The sequence below is a fragment of the Chlorogloeopsis sp. ULAP02 genome (genome assembly GCF_038404745.2).
Classification (GTDB): domain Bacteria; phylum Cyanobacteriota; class Cyanobacteriia; order Cyanobacteriales; family Nostocaceae; genus Chlorogloeopsis.
The window spans coordinates 1-21,445 of record NZ_JAYKTT020000016.1; the positions used below are offsets into that span (position 1 = coordinate 1).

The following is a 21,445-nucleotide window of genomic DNA, read 5'->3' on the forward strand; positions in this document are numbered from 1 at the left end:
ATAGTGCTGGTTGTTGTTTCTCTAGAAGCTAATTGTTGTTTTTCTGGCAGTTGAGTATATTCAGAAACAATTTGGCGGAATTTCTCCCCTTCAATTGTCTCTTGTTCTACCAACAAGTCAACAAGCCGATCTACCAGCGATCTATTTTCACGGATGATGCGACGAGCTTCTTGGTAGCATTCAACAGCAAGCTCTCGCACTTGTCTGTCAATTTTAGTTGCCATTTCTTCGGAATACTCATTGCGACTCACCCAGTCTCTGCCTAGAAACACATCATTATTTTGAGTTTCTAAAGCCACTAAACCTAACTCAGACATTCCATACATTGTTACCATCTTTCGGGCTAGGTTAGTTACCATTTTTAAATCGTTACTAGCTCCACCTGTAACTTCAGCTTCTCCAAATACCTCAGTTTCTGAGGCTTTTCCTCCTAAAGTCATGGTGATATTGTCTTTGAGCCAAGCACGAGTGTAAAGACCGCTATCAATCATTTCTTCATTTAGAATTTGTTGGGAGAAACCACCAACTCCACCAGAACGAGGAATGATTGTCACTTTATTTAAGGGATCTGCCTGTGGTAAAAGTGTAGCCAACAGAGCATGCCCCACCTCATGATAAGCAATCAAACGCTTTTTCTTACTATCTAACAGTGGATTGAGAGTAAACCCAATTGTGAGGCGATCAATCGCATCATCAATTTCTATCTGGGTAATGGCTTCTTTACGTCTGCGTGCTGTCAGAATTGCCGCTTCGTTGAGCAGGTTAGCTAAATCTGCTCCTGTAAAGCCTGGTGTACGACGAGCAACAACTTCTAGAGAAACTGCTGGATCAATTCTTTTATTTCGGGAATGAACTTTTAAAATTTCCAAACGTCCTTTGCGATCGGGTGCATCAACAATCACTTGCCGATCAAATCGTCCAGGACGTAATAATGCTGTATCCAAAACATCTGGGCGGTTGGTAGCAGCAATAATAATGATGCCTGTGTTGCCTTCAAAACCATCCATCTCAGTCAATAACTGATTGAGGGTTTGCTCCCTCTCATCGTTACCACCACCAATTCCCGCACCCCGTTGTCTTCCTACAGCATCAATTTCATCTATAAATATTAAACAAGGAGCATTTTCTTTTGCTTTCTTAAATAGATCACGCACACGAGAAGCGCCAACACCTACAAACATTTCCACAAATTCTGAACCGGAAATGCTGAAGAAAGGTACACCAGCTTCCCCAGCAATAGCTTTTGCTAAAAGAGTCTTACCTGTTCCGGGAGGCCCTACTAATAATACTCCTTTAGGAATGCGTGCGCCGACAGCAGTAAATTTTTCTGGTTGTTTGAGGAAGGTAACAACTTCTTGTAGTTCTTCTTTAGCTTCTTCAATACCTGCTACATCGCTAAATGTGATTCCGGTTTTTGCCTCCATTTGAAAACGAGCTTTAGATTTACCGAAGTTCATTGCTTGACTGGAAGCATTGGTAGAACGCCTTAGAAATAACAACATCAAAGCAATCAGTGGCAAAATCCACATGAGATTGATCAAAAGACCAACCGCAGCCCTACTATTAGCAGAGGAAACCTCCTCAAACTGAACTTCTCTATTTGCTTTCAGTGTGGAAATTAACTCTGGGTTTTGCTCTAGAAGCTTTACCTGTAGCGGTTGCGCATCAGGCTGTTGTCCTTTTAGATATATCCTCGCGATCTGTTCACTTTCGTCTAGTTCTACTCTTTTAACTTCTCCGCGATCAATTTTTTGAAACAACTCGCCATAAGTAAGGGAGTCACGCTCTGCTTTTTGTGCCAAGGCAGGAGTACCCCCAACAAATCCTGGCAACATCATCAAACCGGCTGCCAGCGCCCCTGTCAAAGCTATGCGCTTTGTTGGTTGCTGTTTCATAGGTGTCTTTTTCTCAAAACTTCTCATAAACAATTACCTTTTGTCGGCTGCCATAAGTTGAGCGCTGGTTTTTATGGCTTTTATCTAGAAAGAGTTGAAATAACTTTTTCTCACTCTAGTGTAACTTCCACAAAATCTCATTCCCAATTTTGCATAAGCGCACTCCTGGATCTTCTTAGCGATACCTTGAAGAGTGACAAAAAATTAATATAATATAAATATACATAGTCATAATGAATCCGACTTGCAAAAATCCTCCTTAGGATAGTGGAAATACCTATTAAAGCTAATTACTAGTTTATTGACGTTGATTTAGTTATGGTCAAAATTGTTGGTATTGGTGGTAGTTTAAGATCTGGCTCCCATAGCCAGATGGCTTTACGTCTAGCAGCGCAACGTACAGAAGCCTTAGGCGCAGAAGTGGAAATTCTCGATTTGCGAGAAATGCAGTTACCGTTTTGTACTGGAGGACAAGAGTATCCAGATTACCCAGATGTGCAACGGTTACAAGATGCTGTTAGTAGCGCCGATGGGTTGATTTTGGCGACACCAGAGTATCACGGTAGCGTGAGTGGCGTCCTTAAAAATGCTTTAGATTTGATGAGTTTCGATCAGTTGTCTGACAAGGTTGTCGGGCTGATTAGCGTCTTGGGCGGACAGTCTAACAGCAACGCCTTAAATGACTTGCGAGTCATTATGCGGTGGGTACACGCTTGGGTAATTCCCGAACAAATTGCTGTTGGGCAAGCATGGAACGCTTTCAATTCAGAAGGCAAGCTGCTAGATGAGAAGCTTTCCCAAAGATTTGACCAATTTGCCCAGAGTTTAGTTGATAATACCCGCAAGTTGCGAGGCGTGAATTAGGGGATAGGGGGACAGGTGACAGGTGACAGGGTACAGGGGACAGGGGAAAAGAGAGGAATTGTACCAGACGCGAGGAACCGAAGCGTCTCTACCCAATCCCCAATACCCAGTACCCAGTACCCCATTCCCACTCCTCTTAATGATGATGGTGATGGTGGTGATGATTGCTTGCTAACTGTGAGTTAACTGTTATGGCTTGTTCTGTTAACAACTCTTCAATGTGAGAATTTGTCCATTGGGCTGCCATAGCTAAAAACTCGGAGCGATCGTTGACGCAAGGCATCTGCACGTAGTTAACGCTCTTATGCTTTTTCTCTAATGCATGAATAATATGGTGTACATCCAATAGAGTCTCGTGGTTTTCTGTCGCAAAACCAATGGGCATAAAAACCACAACTTTTGCACCCAGTTGAATGAGGTTTTTCGCAGCTTGTTCGGCACTTGGTTGTGTCCATTCAATTAGGGGTGTATCGTGGTTCAACCAACCCACAGAAATTAAAGGATAGCGGTTGATTAATTTATCGCGCACCAAGTCGTATAGTGCCTGACTCTCGGTAATCCCAGAGGTGAAACCTTTGGCTCTATGGGGACAACCGTGATTCATCAACACAATACCAATTTCTGCTGGTAGGTAAGTTGTGGCTAAGTCACTGGCAATTTTCTCTTCAACAAGATGAACCATCAAATCGATATAAGCTGGTTCATTGTAAAAAGAAGGAATATAACGTAGCCCTTTTACCCAGTGTTCGTTACCATCAGCCAATTCTGATAAAGCTTTGTTAACTTGCTCGATCGCTATACCACTGGTAAAGATGGAATCAACTACCAGCAATGGGTAAATCAGGAGTTTGTCAAAGCCTTGGTTTTTAATTTCTGCTAGGACTTGTTTAGGAAGGAAGGGAGCGCAAAAGTTAAATGCTTTGAAGACTTGAACGCGATCGCCCCATCTTTGTTGTAAATTCTTTTCAATACCTTCTCGTTGCTTTTCAAATATAGCATTGTGGGGAGAAATAAAATCATTGTGCTGGTGTCCCCATTCATGGCGATCAAATAAAGCCAAAATTCTTGCTAAGGGGGGATAAATCCAAGTAGGTACTGGTGCGAATTTAGCTGTTAGTAGGTTTAATGCCTGTTCGTTATAGTTGGCGAAATCTTCATAGCTTTCGACTTCGCCATAGCCCATCAACAATACGGCTACCCGCTGTTGACTTGGTAAATGCTCGTGGGTATGTTCTAGTTTTTCCGGCGTGGCAACCACAATCTATTCCTCAATGTAATTAGAAGAGGTTGTTTTTCTTACTACTTCATTACTATCCTATCCCCCTGGAGAGGATAAATACACTTAAAAGAACAAAGCTTAAAATTCATGCCTGGGACGGGGAATAAGGACGCGGGGACAAGGGGAGGAATAGATAAGCAACCTACTAACTACTAACCACTGTACAGGCGGGTTTTAACAACAATCTCTCTAGGATGACGAAATATCTAAATCAACCCGCACGGCAGTCGCTACAACCGGGGGAACCCGACGCCAGGTGACGCCAGGTGCTACAACGCGGGAAACCCGCAAGGGCGCACTGGCTCCGCAACGCGCTGCCTCCCCTACTAACCAATGACAAATGACTAACTAGCCTTTTTGCGTCAGATTTAATAGATCAAAATTAAATCTTTAAGCTATTAATAGTATTTAGTGTTAACGAATACCTTTTTGCTGCTTGGCAAGACTAAATTGTTCCGAGTTTTTCTGAACGCAAAGTAATTGTGGAGACTGCTAGCATCAAAAACGGATGAGCATAATTATTTGCCCTGGAATCCACGAACCAAACTTAACCGAGACTTTTGTTGCCAGGTTGAGAGAAAAAAATTATGATACCTCAACTAGCAAAAGTCTGGTAAATATACTAGTTCTGCCAACGGATGGTTATTCGTCTTTATCGGCATTTCATATTTTGCAGTTTTTATTTGATCGCTTGGGAAATCAGCAAAAATCGCCTGTGATGTTCATAAGTTTTAGTGCTGGCGTCGTTGGAGCGATCGCAGCCGCATCCTTGTGGCAAATTTCCGGAGGTGATGTTAAAGCTTTTATTGCTATAGATGGATGGGGAGTTCCATTACTGGGAAATTTCCCTATCCATCGAATGAGTCATGATTATTTCACCCACTGGAGTTCCAAAATACTTGGTTGTGGGCAGAATAATTTTTATGCAGACCCACCTGTCGAGCATTTAGATATGTGGCGATCGCCCCATACTGTGCAAGGTTGGTGGGTAGACTTGTCTATTGGAGAATCGCAGCTACAAAAACGTCTAAGCGCGGTTGAATTTTTGTATATGCTTTTTATGCGTTATGAAGAAAATTAATCCGGAAAGCATAGGGATGAAGCAGGAGTGACAATGTGATGGGGTGATAGGTTAAAAATTAACTTTAAACCTCCCCAAATCTCCCCGCATTCCGCTGTTTCCCCTATTTCCCCAACCTTGATTCTGATGTTTCCAACTGAACCTGCTGCCGTAAATAATGGATTTGGTGTTCTGCTTAAAAACCGTGGCTTTATGCTGCTGTGGATAGGACAGTTATTATCCCAGATGGCCGATAAAGTCTTCTTTGTTTTGATGGTAGCCCTACTAGAAAACTACCCACCTCCTGTCGGTTTAGCACAAAACTCCATGTACTCAACTTTAATGATGGCGTTTACAATACCAGCCATTCTGTTTGGTTCTGCTGGGGGTGTATTTGTTGACCGCTTTCCGAAAAAGATTATCATGGTTGGCTCTGATTTTGTACGCGGTCTGTTAACATTGCTAATTCCCTTTTTGCCACGGGAGTTCCTGGTTCTGTTGCTAATGACTTTTGCGATCTCCACAATCACGCAGTTTTTTGCACCCGCAGAGCAAGCAGCCATTCCGTTGATAGTACGAAAAGAAAATTTAATGGCAGCTAATGCGCTGTTTAGCAGCACAATGATGGGCGCTTTAATAGTTGGGTTTGCGATCGGTGAACCAATATTGAGTTGGTCGAAAGATGTGCTAGGTCCAAATTACGGTCAAGAGCTTGTTGTCACGCTCCTATACTTATCTTCTGCGGGCATGATGCAGTTTATTAACTTTAAAGACAACAGAACTCTTGATAATAGTGAACCCGTCATCCATCCTTGGACAGACTTTAAACAGGGCTTGCGCTATCTCAAAAGCAATCGTTTAGTATTAAATGCCATGCTGCAACTTATAACTTTGTATTGTGTCTTTGCAGCATTAACGGTATTAGCTATTCGATTGGCAGAGGAGTTTGGCTTAAAAGAGAAGCAATTCGGCTTTTTCTTAGCAGCAGCAGGGGTAGGCATGGTGTTAGGAGCAGCAATTTTGGGGCATTGGGCTGATAAAGTGCATCACAAACCTTTACCCTTATTAGGATTTTTAATGATGGCTATAGTTTTGGGAGTATTCACCTTTACCCACAATTTGTTGTTAGCGTTGGGACTTTGTGCCGTATTGGGAATTGGTGCAGCTTTAGTTGGTGTGCCAATGCAAACTTTAATTCAACAGCAAACACCACCTTCAATGCATGGTAAAGTGTTTGGATTTCAAAATCATGCCGTTAACATTGCTCTGTCAGCTCCACTGGTAATTACTGGCCCTGTCACTGATGCTTTGGGTTTGCGAAGTGTGCTTGTCGGAATGAGTGTAATAGTTGCTGTAGTTGGTGTTTGGGCTTGGCAAAATACCCGCAAAGTTTTGGAAGATGTGATTTAGAAGGCAGGAGGCAGACGGCAGAAGGTTTTTTCTCCTACACCCCTGTACCCTTACACCCCCACACCCATTTTCAATTCATAAACCAGTCTTTTATGTCAAGGATAGGGGACAATCTCAATTAATTATGAGAGTTTTAAATTAAAATGAAATTTTAAATACAGAATTTCAGCTTTATCTTAGCTATCACGTGAGGTTTGACTGTGCGATCGCTCTCCCAAATAGGTGCCACACAAATTGAGAATCACACCCAGTCTAATGTCTCCTTGTCGCCAGTCGCAATGCCCAGACGTGCTTCTGGTGGTTTTGCATTGCTTGACAGTCTCAAACGCCACGGCGTTGAATATATTTTTGGTTATCCTGGCGGCGCGATTCTGCCAATTTATGATGAACTTTATTTTGAACAAGCCAGTGGCGGTATCAAGCATATCCTAGTTAGACACGAACAAGGCGCAGCCCATGCCGCAGATGGCTACGCTCGCGCTACAGGCAAGGTAGGAGTGTGCTTTGGTACTTCAGGCCCAGGAGCGACTAATTTAGTCACAGGTATTGCCACTGCCTATATGGACTCGATTCCGATGGTGATTGTCACAGGACAGGTGCCACGGAAAATGATTGGTACAGATGCGTTTCAAGAAACTGATATTTACGGAATTACGCTACCCATCGTCAAGCACTCTTACGTAGTGCGCGATCCCAGAGATATGGGACGAATTGTGGCTGAGGCATTTCATATTGCTAGTACGGGAAGACCTGGCCCTGTTTTGGTTGATGTCCCCAAAGATGTGGCATTTGAAGAATTTGACTATGTGCCAGTAGAACCGGGTTCAGTAAAATTACCTGGATATCGCCCGACTGTAAAAGGAAATCCACGCCAAATTAACGCCGCAATTCAACTGATTCGCGAAAGCCGTCGTCCTTTACTGTACGTGGGTGGAGGTGCGATCGCCTCTGGTGCTTACGAAGAACTTCAAGAACTAGCTGAACTCTTCAATATTCCCGTCACCACTACATTGATGGGTTTGGGTGCCTTTGACGAACATCATCCCTTGTCTTTAAAGATGTTGGGGATGCACGGCACTGCTTATGCCAACTTTGCTGTCACTGACTGCGACTTGCTGATTTGTGTTGGTGCCAGATTTGACGATCGCGTCACTGGCAAGCTCGATGAATTTGCTTCCCGCGCTAAAGTTATCCACATTGACATTGATCCCGCAGAAGTAGGCAAGAACCGCGTTCCCGATGTACCCATCGTTGGAGATGTGAAAAACGTCCTCACTGATATTTTGCGGCGATGTCGAGAATTGGATATCAAGAGTACACCCAACCAAACCCAAGAATGGTTGAGATTAATCAACCGCTGGAAGGAAGAATATCCGCTAGTAGTTCCCCACCATCCAGATAGTATGTCACCGCAAGAGGTGATTGTGGAAGTAGCTCGACAAGCGCCCAATGCCATCTACACCACTGATGTCGGACAACATCAAATGTGGTCAGCGCAATTTCTCAAAACAGGGCCGCGACGCTGGATTTCTAGTGGTGGATTGGGAACGATGGGCTTTGGCTTGCCTGCCGCAATGGGTGCCAAAGTTGCTTTCCCCGAACAAGAAGTTATCTGTATTAGCGGTGATGCCAGCTTCCAGATGTGCTTGCAAGAGCTTGGCACTTTAGCACAGTATGGCATTAATGTCAAGACTGTAATTGTCAATAATGGCTGGCAAGGCATGGTGCGTCAGTGGCAGCAAGCTTTCCACGGTGAGCGTTACTCATGCTCGAATATGGAAGTAGGAATGCCAGATGTTGAGTTACTGTGCAAAGCTTATGGGATCAAGGGCATAGTCATCAACAGCCGTGATGAATTGCCAAATGCGATCGCCGAAATGTTAGCTCATAACGGCCCGGTAATTATCGATGCTCATGTCACCAAAGACGAAAACTGCTACCCAATGGTAGCTCCCGGTAAGAGCAACGCTCAAATGGTTGGCTTGCCCAAGCAAGCACCAAAAACTGATGTAGAACCTGTGTATTGTGGTAACTGCGGTGCAAAAAATGCTCACAATAATAACTTCTGTCCTGAGTGTGGGACTAAGTTGTAAGAGCAAATCATAGCAAGACAAAATTAAATAGGGTGGGCATTACCCACCCTATTTTTTGGTTTATGTCTTCAGGTGCGATCACACCTCAAGCAGGTGAAAATATCTATCAGTCCAAACTATGTATTTCCCGCCATACAATCCGCCACTATTTGTGCAAAACGGAGTGGCAATGACTGTCTATGCTTCTTTGTGGGGATCTATTAACTGGGAAAAGTCTACAAAATTCCCAGAGCCACCTTACAAGGAGCAAATTTTTACAGGTGGGCAAGGTGTACCAATTTTTGGCTGGGTGGCTATACCTAAAAATGCTCACAGCACAATTATTGGCACCTATGGTATTACAGGAGATTTAGAGAACCAATGGTTTCTTCGGCTTCTTGGACGTAAGGCATACGCACAAGGATATGCAGTAGTCTTATTTGATTGGCGCGCTCATGGCAAAACAGCTAAGTTATCACCGACACTAACTAGTGATGGTTTGTACGAGGGAGAAGATTTTGTCCGCATTGCCGCAACTGCTGCAAAAATGGGATGTCCAAGCAAATTTTGGTTTACAGGCTATTCTTTAGGGGGGCAGTTAGCGCTGTGGGGAGTCAAAGCAGCGATGGAACTGACTCACAGCAACCAAATTTTAGACATTACAGTAAGTGATATTGGTGGTGCAGCAGTAATTTGTCCCAACTTAGATTCACGACGCTCTCTTACTTATTTAGTCAGCTACCCAGCAGGTAAATATTTTGAAGCCAGGATTGCCCAGAGTCTGAAAAATTTAGCATGGCAACTTCACCAAGTCCATCCTGGAAGTTTCGATCCAGAAGCGATTGAAAAAGCAAATAGCATCTGGGGTTTTGACCGGGAACTAGTAATTGGAAGATTGGGTTTTTCTTCGCCTGAGGCTTACTATGACGCTAGCAGTGCTTTGCCATTACTAAAAAGTCTTTCCAAACCAACTTTAATTATCTACGCACAAGATGATCCCTTCTTTGCTCCGGCAATCATCCCTGATTTACAAGCAATCTGTGCTAAGAATCCAGCTATAGATTTGTTACTGACTCATCGTGGTGGTCATGTTGGCTATATAAGTAGTAAGCAGTGCCAGCGTCAAGCACAAGACTTAGATGTTTGGTGGGCGTGGAACCGGATTTTACAGTGGCTTGAGCAACAACCAAAACAAATATCAACCTAAGTGACAATTAGTTGACTGCTATGACTTCTTTGCTAATATTTTCAGCGATCGCTTGCTTACTTACCTTGGATTACACAGTTGAGTGTACTACCTATCTTGTATCTATCAAAACAGGAAGAACAGTAAAAAATAAGTGTAATGAGAAAGATTTACATTAACATTACTACAGTAAAGCAAGTAGCGTGATAATACTTATTTTTTTCATTTCAAGGAAGTTTTTACACAATAGCGTGCAATAATGTACAAGTAGAATAAAATAAGAGCTAACACTCAGTTACGAGTACAAAATACTTCCTATCAAAAACCATGTAAGACTTATAAAGCACTTTTTAAAAGTATGCCGCAAGTCTGGAACTATGCTTTATGTATAAGTTAAGTGTTGGTTGAGAGATTGGAACTATACAGTTAACTCTTGCTTTATTACCTGTAAGTACATCATCTCTGCGGACGAACCATACCCAAATTATAGTAGGCAGGCTAGGTCACTAACTGAGGCAAGAAAACTTATTTCTGGGTTGATTGTTATCAACATTCAATTCCTGCAACAGTTATTCACAAAATTTGAGTTGTAGACATTTAAGATACAACATTCAGATTTACAATTTGCCAACTTTCAAAAAAGTTTGGTGAAATGAAAATATTTCGTGTTTCCTCAGTTTTCAACAAAACCAATCCAAACTGTTTGGATGGTACAGATTATTGCTTGCCATCCTATTCCAAAAGGGTTTAACTCAAAGCAAATGTGACTATTAAAAAAGATAGCCATCTGCTTTGCCATGCCGTCTTTGCAGCGTGATGTACAAATACCAAATGGAAGTTAAGTCTAAGTTATTTGTCATTACCGCAGGAGGTCATGGTGATCAAGTTTTCGCCACTAAAATCTTTATTTTTCATAGGAATTAGTCTTTGCTTGGCGCTAGTCTGGGGATTTGTGTTCGGGCAGCCGAGTATGTCGCAGACTCTGTCACAAGCACAAGTCCAGATTGCGGGTGAGGAAATTAGTGGCACCCTAAACCTCACTCAGCGTCAAGATGGTGTGGTAGAAATTCAAGGACAAGTTCGAGGCAATACAGCAAGGCTGGCTCCTGGTTTACATGGTTTCCATATTCATTCTGTGGGAGTGTGTGATTCAAATGCCAGTCCTGCTTTTAGCAGTGCAGGTGGACACTTTGATCCTGGCCCTTTTGGTAATGAACTTCCCGTACAGGATAACCACCCCTATCATATGGGTGACTTGCCGAACTTAGAAGTGAATGCCCTGGGTATTGCAACTTACAGTACCCAGACTAGCCGAGTCACAATCACTGAAGGTCCCCTCACCCTGTTTGATGGAGACGGTAGTGCAGTCATCGTTCATTTATTACCAGATCAACAAAAAGCAGGTGGGACAGCGGCAGAAGCTGGTGGGGGAAGAATAGCCTGTGGAGTAGTGACTCGTAGTCTATAGAACCAGATCTAAAACGATTAGACGCTCAGGGTTTTGAACCGGGCGATCGCAATAATTAAGCAAACCGGACATAGAGAAGCTTTGTAACTCCATAGTCAAACTATGTTCTGTTCCGGTTTAGTAATTTGTTAACTCAAAAATGCGATCAGCAATTCAGAATTTGTGCCACGATACTGATCCCAAGGTGATCGTGAGTTGGTTTAATGAATAAAATTTTCAGATCCCTCAATCCCTGCAAAAGGCGGTTGGGGGATTTAGATTTTAAGCTTCAGTGCGTCAGTTCTAAGCTAGTGAATTCTTGACACCAGAAAATTATTAATTTGCTGAGGCTATCTACTGATATTTATAGCAACTTGATGGATAATTCCTCTTAGTCAAATTCTATTTACACACACAGTAAGTTTAGATAATGCCTAAGAAAATTTCTACTAGTTTGTTAATACTATTTTTAGGATTACAAGCAGGCGTCAATCACCAAATAGCAAAAGCACAAACTCCAACACTTGTAGCTCCAACAACTAATCTAAAAACAATTTGCCCTGCTCAACTAGAAACCGCAGTAGATGCTATTATTAACCGTTCTGAGTTTAGTCGGGCGCGTTGGGGAGTATTAGTACAAAATCTAGGTTCTACCGAAACCCTTTACAGCCGGGATGCTCAGAAATACTTCATTCCAGCTTCTAACACCAAACTGCTAACTACAGCTGCCGCACTAACACAACTGGGTGCAAATTACCGCATTCGTACTTCTGTGTATCGCGATCGTGATGGGTTGCGTGTAGTGGGTAGGGGAGATCCTAGTTTAACCGATGCCCAACTAACAACATTAGCAAAGCAGGTGAAACAAAAGGGCATCAACGAAATTAAGCGGTTGATATTTGATGATAGTTATTTTCAAGGAGATATTGTTAATCCCAGTTGGCAATGGGAAGATTTACAATCAGGTGATGGTACACCAATAAATAGTCTAATTGTAAATCAAAATTCTTTTAGTTTTATTGTGTCACCGCAAACTTCAGGTAAACCTCTAAAACTAATTTGGTTAAACTCCAATCAGGAAAAACAGTGGCAGATAATTAATCAATCAGTGACAGTTGAGAAAAACCAACCAAGTTTTATTGAGGTTACTCGTGATTTACAAGAATCAACACTGCGAATTCAAGGTCAGTTACCAGAAGGTGCTCAATCACAATTTGTAAATTTACCTGTGTTTATGCCAGCAAAGTACTTTTCACAACGTTTTCGTAGTGCCTTGACAGCAGAAAAAATTACTGTTAGACAAACCTCAATTTTAGATAGCAACAGCAAAAATGAGACAGAAGAATTAGCCGTTGTCCAATCTCCTCCATTATCAGAATTAGTAATGACGGCAAATCAAAATAGTAATAATTTCTATACTGAGGCATTGCTGAGAGCATTAGCTATCAAAAAACCACTAACAAAAAATCTAAGCACCGCTGATGCAGGTATAGAAGTTTTGAAAACAACTTTAAATCAATTGGGAGTTGAACCAACTAGTTATATTTTGGCAGATGGTTCGGGTTTATCGCGCAAAAATTTAATTACTCCACAAGCTTTAGTACAAACTTTACAAGGGATGGCAAACTCACCACAAGCAGAAGTTTTTCGTGCTTCTTTACCTGTGGCGGGTGTGAGCGGTACTTTAAAAAATCGCTTGATTGATACGCCAGCAGCAGGAATTGTACAAGCAAAAACAGGAACTCTGGGGGGTGTTGTTACTCTCTCAGGATATGTTAGTGCACCTAACTATAATCCGGTTGTGTTTAGTATGATGGTGAATCAAACTGAACAACCTGCGAGGGTTGTACGGCAAGCGATGGATGAAATTTTAGTGATGTTAGCGCAATTACAGCGTTGTTAAATTATGTAATAACTTAGCCAAAGCCAAGCATACTAAACAAAATCCAGTTAATTAATGTTAGAGATTATTTATAAAGTAAATTTTAACTTTTAGTTAACTGGTATAGCTAATTTAGTGTCACTATGTTCAACTCTACTTATCGTAATTATATTGAATATTGTAAACTCAACTCAGCCGACAAAATCTATTGCAATATCTAAGGTGTGCTAATCAATTAGAGGGTGTTACGGCTAACTCTCGCTCTTTTAAATTAACAAATTTGTTAAGACAGGAAGCCAGGGTATACCAGTCATCGCTTAAAGAGAATAGAAGCGATCGCCTAGATATATAGTTAAATTTATTTAAAAGTTTTTATTTGTTTACAAAACACTTCTCAATTACTAAAAAAAATGATATCGTACAGCCATCATTATCAGAACTAAGCAGCACTTAGTTTAGAAATATGAACTATATTATTCTTCATCTCAACAGTTTTACAAGCTGAACTTATTTTTATGTTTAGTACTAGCTAAATAAATTTTTCTGTATATTTTACTTAGTTCAACAAAAATTATGTTTGATTTTTTTAACTTTAATCTGAGAAAGAAAAAAAGAAAATTTTTGAAAAAATTCTCTGATTTTTTATCACCTTTAGATGTAATCAATCCTACAGATACATCTAGAAAACTTAGAAAATGGTTACAGGAAGAATTTGAAAAAGGTAGTAAACCCGAAGATTACAAACATATTATTGATGGATTAACTAAAGGAATTGAGGAATTTATTGAAAATCATGTTGATTTATACATATATAAACAGCAAACAGAAGCAAAAAGAAAAAGATTTAGAAGATTTTGGTCTTTTATTATTCTATTTTTTTCAGTTGTATCTATAATTATAATTAGTAGTATAAGCATTGGAAATCCGAAGGAACAAATACTTTTTACTTTGGTAGTTGGAGCATTACTAGGGATTTTTCCCATTTCCTATATTGCATATAGTTATTATAAATCTGAAGTACAAAAAGACCGATTAGAAAATGATTTAAGATTATTGGGATTAGTTTCTGAAGAAAATATTAACGAAATTAGTGAACTTTATAACACTGTATACAATCCCTTTCAATTTGGTGTATATATTATTTTATTTGTTACTTTAGCATCTATTATATTTGCAGCATACTACAATAAAGACGAGCTAACTGTTATAAAAAGCATTACAGTTGAAATAATTTTTTATGCATTTCTTGGTTCTTACTTCTTTGGTATACAATTACTAATTAGAAGATATAATACTTTCGATTTACAACCACAAGTTTACAGTGCTGTTATTCTTAGGACTCTACTTTCAGCAGTTATCACTTTTAGCATCGCTTCACTGATTGGAGGAATTGAGAAGAACAATACAAATTTATCACTACCTAATACAGTGGTAATAGTTCAGCAAGAAAACCCCAATCAACCTTCCGAAACAGATTCTTTGCCTTGGCAAATACTAGCTTTTTTAATTGGAATTTTTCCTACTCGTGGTATTCGCTGGATAACCTTTGTTGCTAATCGCGCTTTGAGCGCACCTATTGAACAATACAATGAATATCCGCTCAAAAATATTTTAGGTATCAATACTTGGCATGAGGCTCGACTTTCAGAGTTAGGTATTGATAATGTTCAGAGTTTAGCTACTACAGATATATGTAAGTTACTTTTATCTACTCAGTTTGATACTCAACAAATAGTTAATTGGGTAGACCAAGCAATTTTATGTATGAAATTAGGTTCTAAAGTAGAGCGTTTACGTGAATTAAATATCAACACATTTCATGAATTACAAATTGCTATTTTAGAAGTGAAATCAGATGAAGATTCATATGTTAACTCAAGCAAATCTAATAGTTATGAAGTAAATCAAAAAAATAATGGTTATGAGCAGCAAGATACATTTAAGCGTTTATCATCAGCACTTGCTTTAACATCAGATGATATCAAGCTTTTGAGCGATTATTCTAATTATCCAAATTATACTCATATCAAATCTTATTATAGAGGTGCTCCTGAGATAGCCAGTAAACAAGCTGCTACTGGTAAACAGTTTCTGATGAAATCCTTGAGCAGGCAGATTACTATTAGTGGTATTCTTTTAGCCTCTTATAAGGATGAGGAGACCGGAGGTAATGTATCTATAAGTATTCATGAGCAGAAAGCAATAGAGCAAGAAATTAAAGAATTAAAAATGTTCTTGAAAGAAAATCCTAATAACGCTAAGGAATATATAAATTTAGGAACTCGTTATTATCTGCTTAATCAAGTATCTGAGGCGAAGAGAGTATATCAGCAAGCTATTCTTCTGGATTCTAACTTGGCTGAAGCATATAACAATAGAAGTGTTATCTTTATTGATGAAGGTAATTATGAAGAAGCAATTCGAGATACTAGACAAGCTATTAGAATAAATTCACATTTTGATGTAGCTTATAGCAATCTCGGATTAGCTCAATTACGTCAGAACGATGCTTTTTCAGCTATTGATACTTTGACAAAAGCAATAGATTGCAATTGTCGTCTTGCGGCAGCTTACTATTATCGTGGAGTAGCTTACAACACTGTTTCAATGGGAGAAGAGCATTTTAGATTAGCTGTGGCAGACTTTGAGAGAGCATACTTACTTGGCTATGAAGGTGATGTTTTATGGTCTGCTTGGGGATTGGCCTTAAGTAGTTTGGGAGAATACGAAGAGGCTATGGAAAAGTACGATGAGGCTATTGCTAGATGTGGAATTATTTCTGCTCGGCTTTATGCTCGACGAGCTTATGCTTTTCTACAATTTGGAACATCTTTGTATAACGACGAAAAAAATCCCCAGCCTCAAAAAGGAGCTGTTTACTATCAAAAAGCCTATTTTGATTTTGAGAAAGCCACTGCTAAAGAGGATAATGCTCCGGCATCTGCATTTGCTAATTTTGGATTACTCAAAGCCTTAGAAGGAGATATGAAAGCGAAGGAAGGTAAAAAAGAAGAAGCTAAGAAATATTATGATGAAGCAATTCACAAATATACTAAGGCTATTGAAATATATCACAACACACTTCCTAAACCCAACAATAAGGATGCTGCTCGCGAAAACGGCGAATTATATGAATTCCATAGAAATTTAGCAATGTTTTATCAGAAAGTAGGTGACTATGAAAACGCTAAACTTAATTATTCAGAAGCTATTCGGCTTGGTGACGAAACAGTAGAAACCCACTTCAACTATGGGATATGTTTATTTAAATTCGGAAATTCTCTATTGGACGGTACTATTCATGACTATAATGAAGATTATAGCTAATCAGAAGTTAGATAAAGATAAATTAGTAACTGCTCTGCAAGCATTTAGAAATGCTAAAGGGGAATTTTTAAAGGTAAAAAGATTAGCAAATAATCAAGATTTGGCTTTAGTGAAAAAAGCAGATAAATATATACAATATATTGACCAGTATATAAATTTGATAGACACAGCCTTAAAAAAAGAATAGTTAAAAAATAATAATTAATTAGGTTCGTATCTGTATTTATAATTCATTACCTACAAACTATCTTGCACAAATTTAACTTACAGTTGTTCAAGCAAAGTTTAGATTTAATAGTTATAAAAGTTATTAAATTGAGCTATATAAATTAAAACTCAGTATATCGGAACTGTTAGTTTTTGATTTGTAAGTTTTTGATGAAGTTGTATCTTTATATCCAAGTAGTTTATCTGAATCAAGTAACTAATTCTACGTATATTGACTAAACTGCCTCATTAGAGCGAAAATGTATATGGAAAAGTGTATTTTCCTCAGGCAAGTGTTGCTATTGGGAGAAATACCAAGCAAAAAAAAGGAGAATTATGAGAAAAAATAAAGAGCAGTTAAACTATTCAACTATCAAGCAGAATGATCAATGGAGTGCATCAACTGTTATAGGCGCTTTAAACCTCTCAGACAAACGCTGTGAAAAAAATCACACTATAACTAAGGTTCCCATTACTCGCGGTGTTTACATTGGCGGTGATGTGAGTATTGGTGGAGGTGAGTCTGTAGGTCTTTACTCTTGGGTTGATGAGATTCCGGATTTTGACTAAGGAATTAAGCTACATCTTAGCGTTTAATTCTCACTCAACAGAGCGTGTTGAGCTTTGAGATTTGCAACATTAACGATAGATAAACTAACGTCCAACGAGCATAGTGGCGATCGCTAGCAAAAGGATTAAAAGCTTCTTCCTCTGTTCTGCTTTGGTAGAAACAAGAGGATTTTTCTCAAAAACGACAAAAGATAATCTCGAATAGCGATCGCGTTGGTAACTTAGCAAAGTCTCTAGTCGGGTATTAGGACTAATATTAAAACTTATAAACCACAAACCCCTTAATTTCTCAAGATTTCAAGGGGCTTACTGTAAGTGCCAGGAACCGGATTTGAACCGGTGACACGAGGATTTTCAGTCCTCTGCTCTACCAACTGAGCTATCCCGGCAGACGCTTTTTTTTCTCAACGATTTATTAATGTAGCAAATATTAAATGGAAGTGCAAGAGCTGAAATAAAAAAAATTTTACGCAGTTTTCGCAGTTAACTTGCTCCAACAGAAAACGGCAACAAACACCAGAAACTGCACAAGAACTATACTAGGCCCAGAAGCAAAGTTGAAAAGACCTGAGAAAATCATACCAGCGATACTTGTAGTGCAACCAACAATCACTGACAGTAGCAAAAAGCGGCTGAAGTGGTGACTAATGAGCTTGGCAACAGAAGCCGGAATTACCAGAAATGCATTTACTAGTAAAACGCCGACAGCTTTGATTGCCACGGCTACGGCTAATGATAGCAAGATCACAAAACAGTAGCGATACAACTGGACTGGAATTCCTTGTACTTTTGCCACAGCAGGGTTCAAGGTTAACAAAATTTGTTGGTGTAGAGTCGATAATAGAAATATGCCACTTCCTACAAGTACTAGCACAGTTAAAATCAGGTCTGTTGGGTTTATAGCAAGAATATCGCCGAATAGTACTCCCATTAAGTTTCCACGATATCCTTGAATGAGGCTACTTAAAATTACACCGATCGCTAATGCTCCTGAGAGGACTATACTAAGAACGCTGTCGCTAGCTAAATCAGTTTTATCGATAAAGTAGAGGACAACGACACCAAAAATTAAGCTAAACGGTAGTAGCATCCAGGTGGGATTCAACTGTAACAATACACCCAAGGCTACACCTACTAATGCTGCATGACCTACAGCATGGCTAAAAAAAGATAACTGGCGTAAGGTGACAAAGCTGCCAAGTAAACCACCAAGTATCCCCATCAATACAGCACCAGCGATCGCCCGTTGCATAAAGGGAAATTGTAGCAGTGTCAGCAAATCATTCAAATTTGTGACAGCAAATAAATTCATGTGTCAATATTTACACTCAATTAGTTATATTTAAAGTATAGATATTTGAATATTTTAAGTTTCACTCAGTCATAACTTTGATTAAAGAATAGTTTTGAGAAGTTTTTTAAAAAATGTTCACTCAAAATTCTTTTGCTGACACAATTACTAATCATAATCCTAGAGTGAAAATTATTGAATATCAACAAAAACCTAATCAAGATATTGATGTGCAACCCCTCTCAAAACAGCTTTTGGGCAGCGATAAAGCCCAGCGAATGGCAGAATTTTTTAGTTTTTTAGGAGATGCTAATCGCCTGCGTATACTCTCCCTTTTAGCTGAAAATGAACTGTGTGTTGGTGATTTGGCTACGGTGCTAGAAATGAGTGAATCTGCTGTATCTCATCAACTGCGAAATTTGCGAGTAATGCGTTTAGTGAGTTACCGCAAGCAAGGACGTTATGTCTTCTATCGACTTCATGACAGCCATGTCTTACATCTTTATCAAGCTGTTGCCGAACACCTTGACGAAAAGGATGAAGGTTAAGTCAGTTATCAGTTATCAATTGCTATTTTTGATAACTCTTCCCCCAACCCTAATTTAATGATGATGTTGATAGTGACTGAATCCTGGGCCATATGTTGCTAATAGGTTTTGGGGTGATAAAGCAATGGATGGAACTCCGGTACAAATAATAGTTTGATTGAGGCAAATAACGCGATCGCAAAATTGGCTAACCATATTAATATCATGAGAAACCTGCAATATTGTCCAGTCTTCTTCCTGCTTGAGATCATTTAGCAAGGTGTAAAAATCCGCAGTACCTTGTACATCTACTCCAGCAAAAGCTTCATCCAGCACCAAGAGTTTTCTAGGTATTACTAAGCAGTAAGCCAATAATACTCGCTTTAGCTGTCCGCCACTAAGAGTTCCAATTGCTTGATTTCGCAGATGGTAAGTGTCGGTTCGTCGCAAAGCTGTAGTGATTGCTGCTATTTTTTCTTGTCTATATTCCCTGAAAGAACTGAGAGAGAATTTTCTTTTACCATCTTCCCTAGCTCCTAATCTCCAATCCCCTATCCTCTGTTCTTGAACCCATCCCAAACCGACTAACTCGCTAACAGAAATGGGAAAGCTACGATCAAAGATAAAATGCTGCGGCATATAGCCCAATTTATGTCGTAAATCCCCAAGCCTAGATAATGAGCGGCCAAATAATTCCACCTTGCCAGCGCTGCGCGGAATTAAGTCTAAAATTGCTTGTACTAGTGTACTTTTACCTGCACCATTCGGCCCAACTATAGCTGTGTTTGTTCCTGTTAATAACTCAAAAGAAACATCTCGAACAGCAGGATAGCTACCTTGGTATACAGACAATTTTTCAACTTTTAAAATAGGAATTTCATTAGTCATTAGTTATTAGTCATTTGTCATTAATCATTTGTCCTTAGTACTAATCAAAAAAGACAAATGACAAAATTCATTTAATATCAGTGAACACGATTAATTGTTAAGATGCCAATCTAGATAAAAAACCGAAAATAGTTTTTCTACTTTTTAAGTAGTTGGACATAACTGAACGTAAAATGCTTATTGTCAGATTCCCTTCTGCAATTTGCCCTACGGGTACCATACCCTGACGGGAAGCCGCTAGCTAACGCAATGCCTGACGGCGAACGCGTCTACGCCGGAAAGCACAGTCACTGCGCCCTTGCGGCTGTGCCGACTTGTAGACGCCCGTCAGGGCGGCTACTTACCCTTCGGGAACACCTTCAGTGTACAGAAGCCACTACTCTACGAGAAGCCGGACTACGTCCGTCTACGTGTTTACCCGGAGGGTAGCACGTGGCATCCAAGACGGGGGCTGCCTCACCTCCTACCTTCTACTTACTTGCTACTGACAAGCTGTTTCTAATGTTTGTAAATTATTCTTCATTGCCTGGAAATAATGCTGTGGATCGGTTGGCCCTGTTTCTAAAGAATCTAGAGGGCGCAAGTCTAAATTTAAGTCTTGAGAAAGACTTTTGAGTAATTTATTATCTGTTCCTGCTTCACCAAATAAAGCTTTAACATTATATTTTTTAACGGTATTGACAACTTTTTGTACATCTGTCGGTGCAATTTGATCTTCAGGAATTTCTACTACTGCTACTTGCTTAAGGTTATACCGTCGCGCTAGATATGGATAGGCATCATGAAAAGTGACAAAAGTACAATTGGGGTACTTTTGTAGAGTTTGCTGAAATTCATTATTTAAACTTTCTAATTGCTTGATGTACCCAGCAGCGTTTGCTTCATAAATAGCCTTATTTGCAGGATCTGCCGCTATTAACCCATCTCGAATATTAGTAACTTGTTCTTTTGCCAACACTGGATCTAACCATACATGAGGATTACCTTCAGCATGTTCGTGTTTATGTCCATGATCATGGTTGTGTCCCGTTTCGATCACGGGCGAAATCTCATTCAAAGGTTTAATTCCGGTACTAGCATTAATTTGAGTTAGTTTCGGATTTTGAGCATTTTTAACGATACCTGATAAAAATTCCTCTAAACCTAAACCATTTTTTACTAGTACATTGGCAGTAGCGATCGCTCTTACATTTTCGGGTGTAGCTTGATATTCATGGACTTCCGTACCAGGAGGCACCAATATTTCTACATCTGCCACATCTCCAGCTACCGCCTTGCTAAACCAATACATTGGTAAAAATGTTGCAACCACCTTGACTTTTCCAGACTGAGGTGCAGAGGTAGAAGCAGCATTTTGTGCTGGTGTTGGCTGTTGATTCGTTTGTACTTGATTCTGACTGGTTTGATTGCAGCCAACTCCCAGAGACAAAACGAGCAGAACAATTAGGGATATGAAACCACTTCTGTATTTACCTGTGCAACTTTCTACCTGAGCCTGGCTCACAGTACTTTCTCCTCCGTAAAGCTAGGGAAGTTTGTC

Annotated in this window: 18 protein-coding genes and 1 tRNA gene; 12 read left to right on the forward strand and 7 right to left on the reverse strand. The window is 39.8% G+C overall.

Going from position 1 to position 21,445, the window contains the following annotated elements; genetic code table 11:
* Positions 1–1,922, reverse strand: a 1,922-nt coding sequence (gene ftsH, locus U2718_RS08315) for an ATP-dependent zinc metalloprotease FtsH (RefSeq protein ID WP_411813252.1), incomplete at its 3' end; no start/stop codon positions are given.
* A 291-nt stretch (positions 1,923–2,213) separates the two neighbouring features.
* Between ftsH and U2718_RS08320 the strand changes: the two genes are divergently transcribed.
* Positions 2,214–2,759, forward strand: a complete 546-nt coding sequence (locus U2718_RS08320; protein WP_341998189.1) for an NADPH-dependent FMN reductase — start codon at positions 2,214–2,216, stop codon at positions 2,757–2,759.
* A 136-nt stretch (positions 2,760–2,895) separates the two neighbouring features.
* Here the strand turns inward: U2718_RS08320 and U2718_RS08325 are convergent, their stop codons facing one another.
* Positions 2,896–4,017, reverse strand: coding sequence for a ferrochelatase (locus U2718_RS08325; RefSeq protein WP_341998187.1), 1,122 nt, complete (start codon positions 4,015–4,017; stop codon positions 2,896–2,898).
* Positions 4,018–4,546: 529 nt separating this feature from the next.
* Between U2718_RS08325 and U2718_RS08330 the strand changes: the two genes are divergently transcribed.
* From U2718_RS08330 to U2718_RS08370, 9 genes are all read left to right on the forward strand, one after another.
* Complete coding sequence (locus U2718_RS08330; RefSeq protein WP_341998184.1) at positions 4,547–5,119, forward strand: hypothetical protein; 573 nt, start codon at positions 4,547–4,549, stop codon at positions 5,117–5,119.
* A 126-nt stretch (positions 5,120–5,245) separates the two neighbouring features.
* A complete protein-coding gene (locus U2718_RS08335; RefSeq protein WP_341998182.1) occupies positions 5,246–6,508 on the forward strand; it encodes an MFS transporter in 1,263 nt (420 codons plus the stop codon).
* 200 nt (positions 6,509–6,708) lie between these two features.
* Entirely contained in the window at positions 6,709–8,601 is a 1,893-nt protein-coding gene (gene ilvB / locus U2718_RS08340) for a biosynthetic-type acetolactate synthase large subunit (RefSeq protein ID WP_341998180.1), read from the forward strand.
* A gap of 118 nt (positions 8,602–8,719) precedes the next feature.
* Positions 8,720–9,787: a YheT family hydrolase gene (locus U2718_RS08345; protein WP_341998178.1), complete on the forward strand. Its 1,068-nt coding sequence runs from the start codon at positions 8,720–8,722 to the stop codon at positions 9,785–9,787.
* Between the two features lie 853 nt (positions 9,788–10,640).
* The gene (locus U2718_RS08350; protein WP_341998176.1) at positions 10,641–11,234 is read left to right on the forward strand and encodes a superoxide dismutase family protein; all 594 of its coding nucleotides are present in this window, start codon (positions 10,641–10,643) and stop codon (positions 11,232–11,234) included.
* 409 nt (positions 11,235–11,643) lie between these two features.
* Positions 11,644–13,116, forward strand: a complete 1,473-nt coding sequence (gene dacB, locus U2718_RS08355; protein WP_341998173.1) for a D-alanyl-D-alanine carboxypeptidase/D-alanyl-D-alanine-endopeptidase — start codon at positions 11,644–11,646, stop codon at positions 13,114–13,116.
* A 552-nt stretch (positions 13,117–13,668) separates the two neighbouring features.
* Positions 13,669–16,422: a tetratricopeptide repeat protein gene (locus U2718_RS08360; RefSeq protein WP_341998171.1), complete on the forward strand. Its 2,754-nt coding sequence runs from the start codon at positions 13,669–13,671 to the stop codon at positions 16,420–16,422.
* Positions 16,397–16,609, forward strand: a complete 213-nt coding sequence (locus tag U2718_RS08365) for a hypothetical protein (RefSeq protein WP_341998169.1) — start codon at positions 16,397–16,399, stop codon at positions 16,607–16,609. The genes U2718_RS08360 and U2718_RS08365 overlap by 26 nt, the downstream gene beginning before the upstream one ends.
* Positions 16,610–16,965: 356 nt before the next feature.
* A complete protein-coding gene (locus U2718_RS08370; protein WP_341998167.1) occupies positions 16,966–17,199 on the forward strand; it encodes a hypothetical protein in 234 nt (77 codons plus the stop codon).
* A gap of 84 nt (positions 17,200–17,283) precedes the next feature.
* Here the strand turns inward: U2718_RS08370 and U2718_RS08375 are convergent, their stop codons facing one another.
* The 3 genes from U2718_RS08375 to U2718_RS08385 all read right to left on the reverse strand — a co-directional run bounded on the left by U2718_RS08375 (position 17,284) and on the right by U2718_RS08385 (position 18,511).
* Positions 17,284–17,427 carry a hypothetical protein gene (locus U2718_RS08375; RefSeq protein ID WP_341998165.1) on the reverse strand — a complete coding sequence of 48 codons (144 nt, stop codon included), beginning with the start codon at positions 17,425–17,427 and terminating at the stop codon, positions 17,284–17,286.
* Positions 17,428–17,515: 88 nt separating this feature from the next.
* Positions 17,516–17,588, reverse strand: a tRNA-Phe gene (locus U2718_RS08380).
* Between the two features lie 77 nt (positions 17,589–17,665).
* Entirely contained in the window at positions 17,666–18,511 is an 846-nt protein-coding gene (locus U2718_RS08385) for a metal ABC transporter permease (RefSeq protein WP_341998164.1), read from the reverse strand.
* 113 nt (positions 18,512–18,624) lie between these two features.
* On the opposite strand from U2718_RS08385, the gene U2718_RS08390 reads away from it, so the two are divergent.
* Entirely contained in the window at positions 18,625–19,038 is a 414-nt protein-coding gene (locus tag U2718_RS08390) for a metalloregulator ArsR/SmtB family transcription factor (protein WP_341998162.1), read from the forward strand.
* A 54-nt stretch (positions 19,039–19,092) separates the two neighbouring features.
* Here the strand turns inward: U2718_RS08390 and U2718_RS08395 are convergent, their stop codons facing one another.
* Positions 19,093–19,905: a metal ABC transporter ATP-binding protein gene (locus U2718_RS08395; protein WP_341998160.1), complete on the reverse strand. Its 813-nt coding sequence runs from the start codon at positions 19,903–19,905 to the stop codon at positions 19,093–19,095.
* A gap of 249 nt (positions 19,906–20,154) precedes the next feature.
* Between U2718_RS08395 and U2718_RS08400 the strand changes: the two genes are divergently transcribed.
* Positions 20,155–20,334: a hypothetical protein gene (locus U2718_RS08400; RefSeq protein ID WP_341998158.1), complete on the forward strand. Its 180-nt coding sequence runs from the start codon at positions 20,155–20,157 to the stop codon at positions 20,332–20,334.
* Between the two features lie 52 nt (positions 20,335–20,386).
* Here U2718_RS08400 and U2718_RS08405 read toward each other — a convergent pair whose 3' ends face one another.
* Positions 20,387–21,409: a metal ABC transporter substrate-binding protein gene (locus U2718_RS08405; RefSeq protein ID WP_341998156.1), complete on the reverse strand. Its 1,023-nt coding sequence runs from the start codon at positions 21,407–21,409 to the stop codon at positions 20,387–20,389.
* Positions 21,410–21,445 lie beyond the last annotated feature (36 nt).

Bases quoted from the DNA above. Each gene is read 5' to 3' on its own strand.
- U2718_RS08320 (WP_341998189.1), top strand. From the start codon at position 2,214: ATGGTCAAAATTGTTGGTATTGGTGGTAGTTTAAGATCTGGCTCCCAT.
- U2718_RS08330 (WP_341998184.1), top strand. From the start codon at position 4,547: ATGAGCATAATTATTTGCCCTGGAATCCACGAACCAAACTTAACCGAG.
- U2718_RS08335 (WP_341998182.1), top strand. From the start codon at position 5,246: ATGTTTCCAACTGAACCTGCTGCCGTAAATAATGGATTTGGTGTTCTG.
- U2718_RS08345 (WP_341998178.1), top strand. From the start codon at position 8,720: ATGTATTTCCCGCCATACAATCCGCCACTATTTGTGCAAAACGGAGTG.
- U2718_RS08350 (WP_341998176.1), top strand. From the start codon at position 10,641: ATGGTGATCAAGTTTTCGCCACTAAAATCTTTATTTTTCATAGGAATT.
- dacB (WP_341998173.1), top strand. From the start codon at position 11,644: ATGCCTAAGAAAATTTCTACTAGTTTGTTAATACTATTTTTAGGATTA.
- U2718_RS08360 (WP_341998171.1), top strand. From the start codon at position 13,669: ATGTTTGATTTTTTTAACTTTAATCTGAGAAAGAAAAAAAGAAAATTT.
- U2718_RS08365 (WP_341998169.1), top strand. From the start codon at position 16,397: ATGACTATAATGAAGATTATAGCTAATCAGAAGTTAGATAAAGATAAA.
- U2718_RS08370 (WP_341998167.1), top strand. From the start codon at position 16,966: ATGAGAAAAAATAAAGAGCAGTTAAACTATTCAACTATCAAGCAGAAT.
- U2718_RS08385 (WP_341998164.1), bottom strand. From the start codon at position 18,511: ATGAATTTATTTGCTGTCACAAATTTGAATGATTTGCTGACACTGCTA.
- U2718_RS08390 (WP_341998162.1), top strand. From the start codon at position 18,625: ATGTTCACTCAAAATTCTTTTGCTGACACAATTACTAATCATAATCCT.
- U2718_RS08395 (WP_341998160.1), bottom strand. From the start codon at position 19,905: ATGACTAATGAAATTCCTATTTTAAAAGTTGAAAAATTGTCTGTATAC.
- U2718_RS08400 (WP_341998158.1), top strand. From the start codon at position 20,155: ATGCCTGACGGCGAACGCGTCTACGCCGGAAAGCACAGTCACTGCGCC.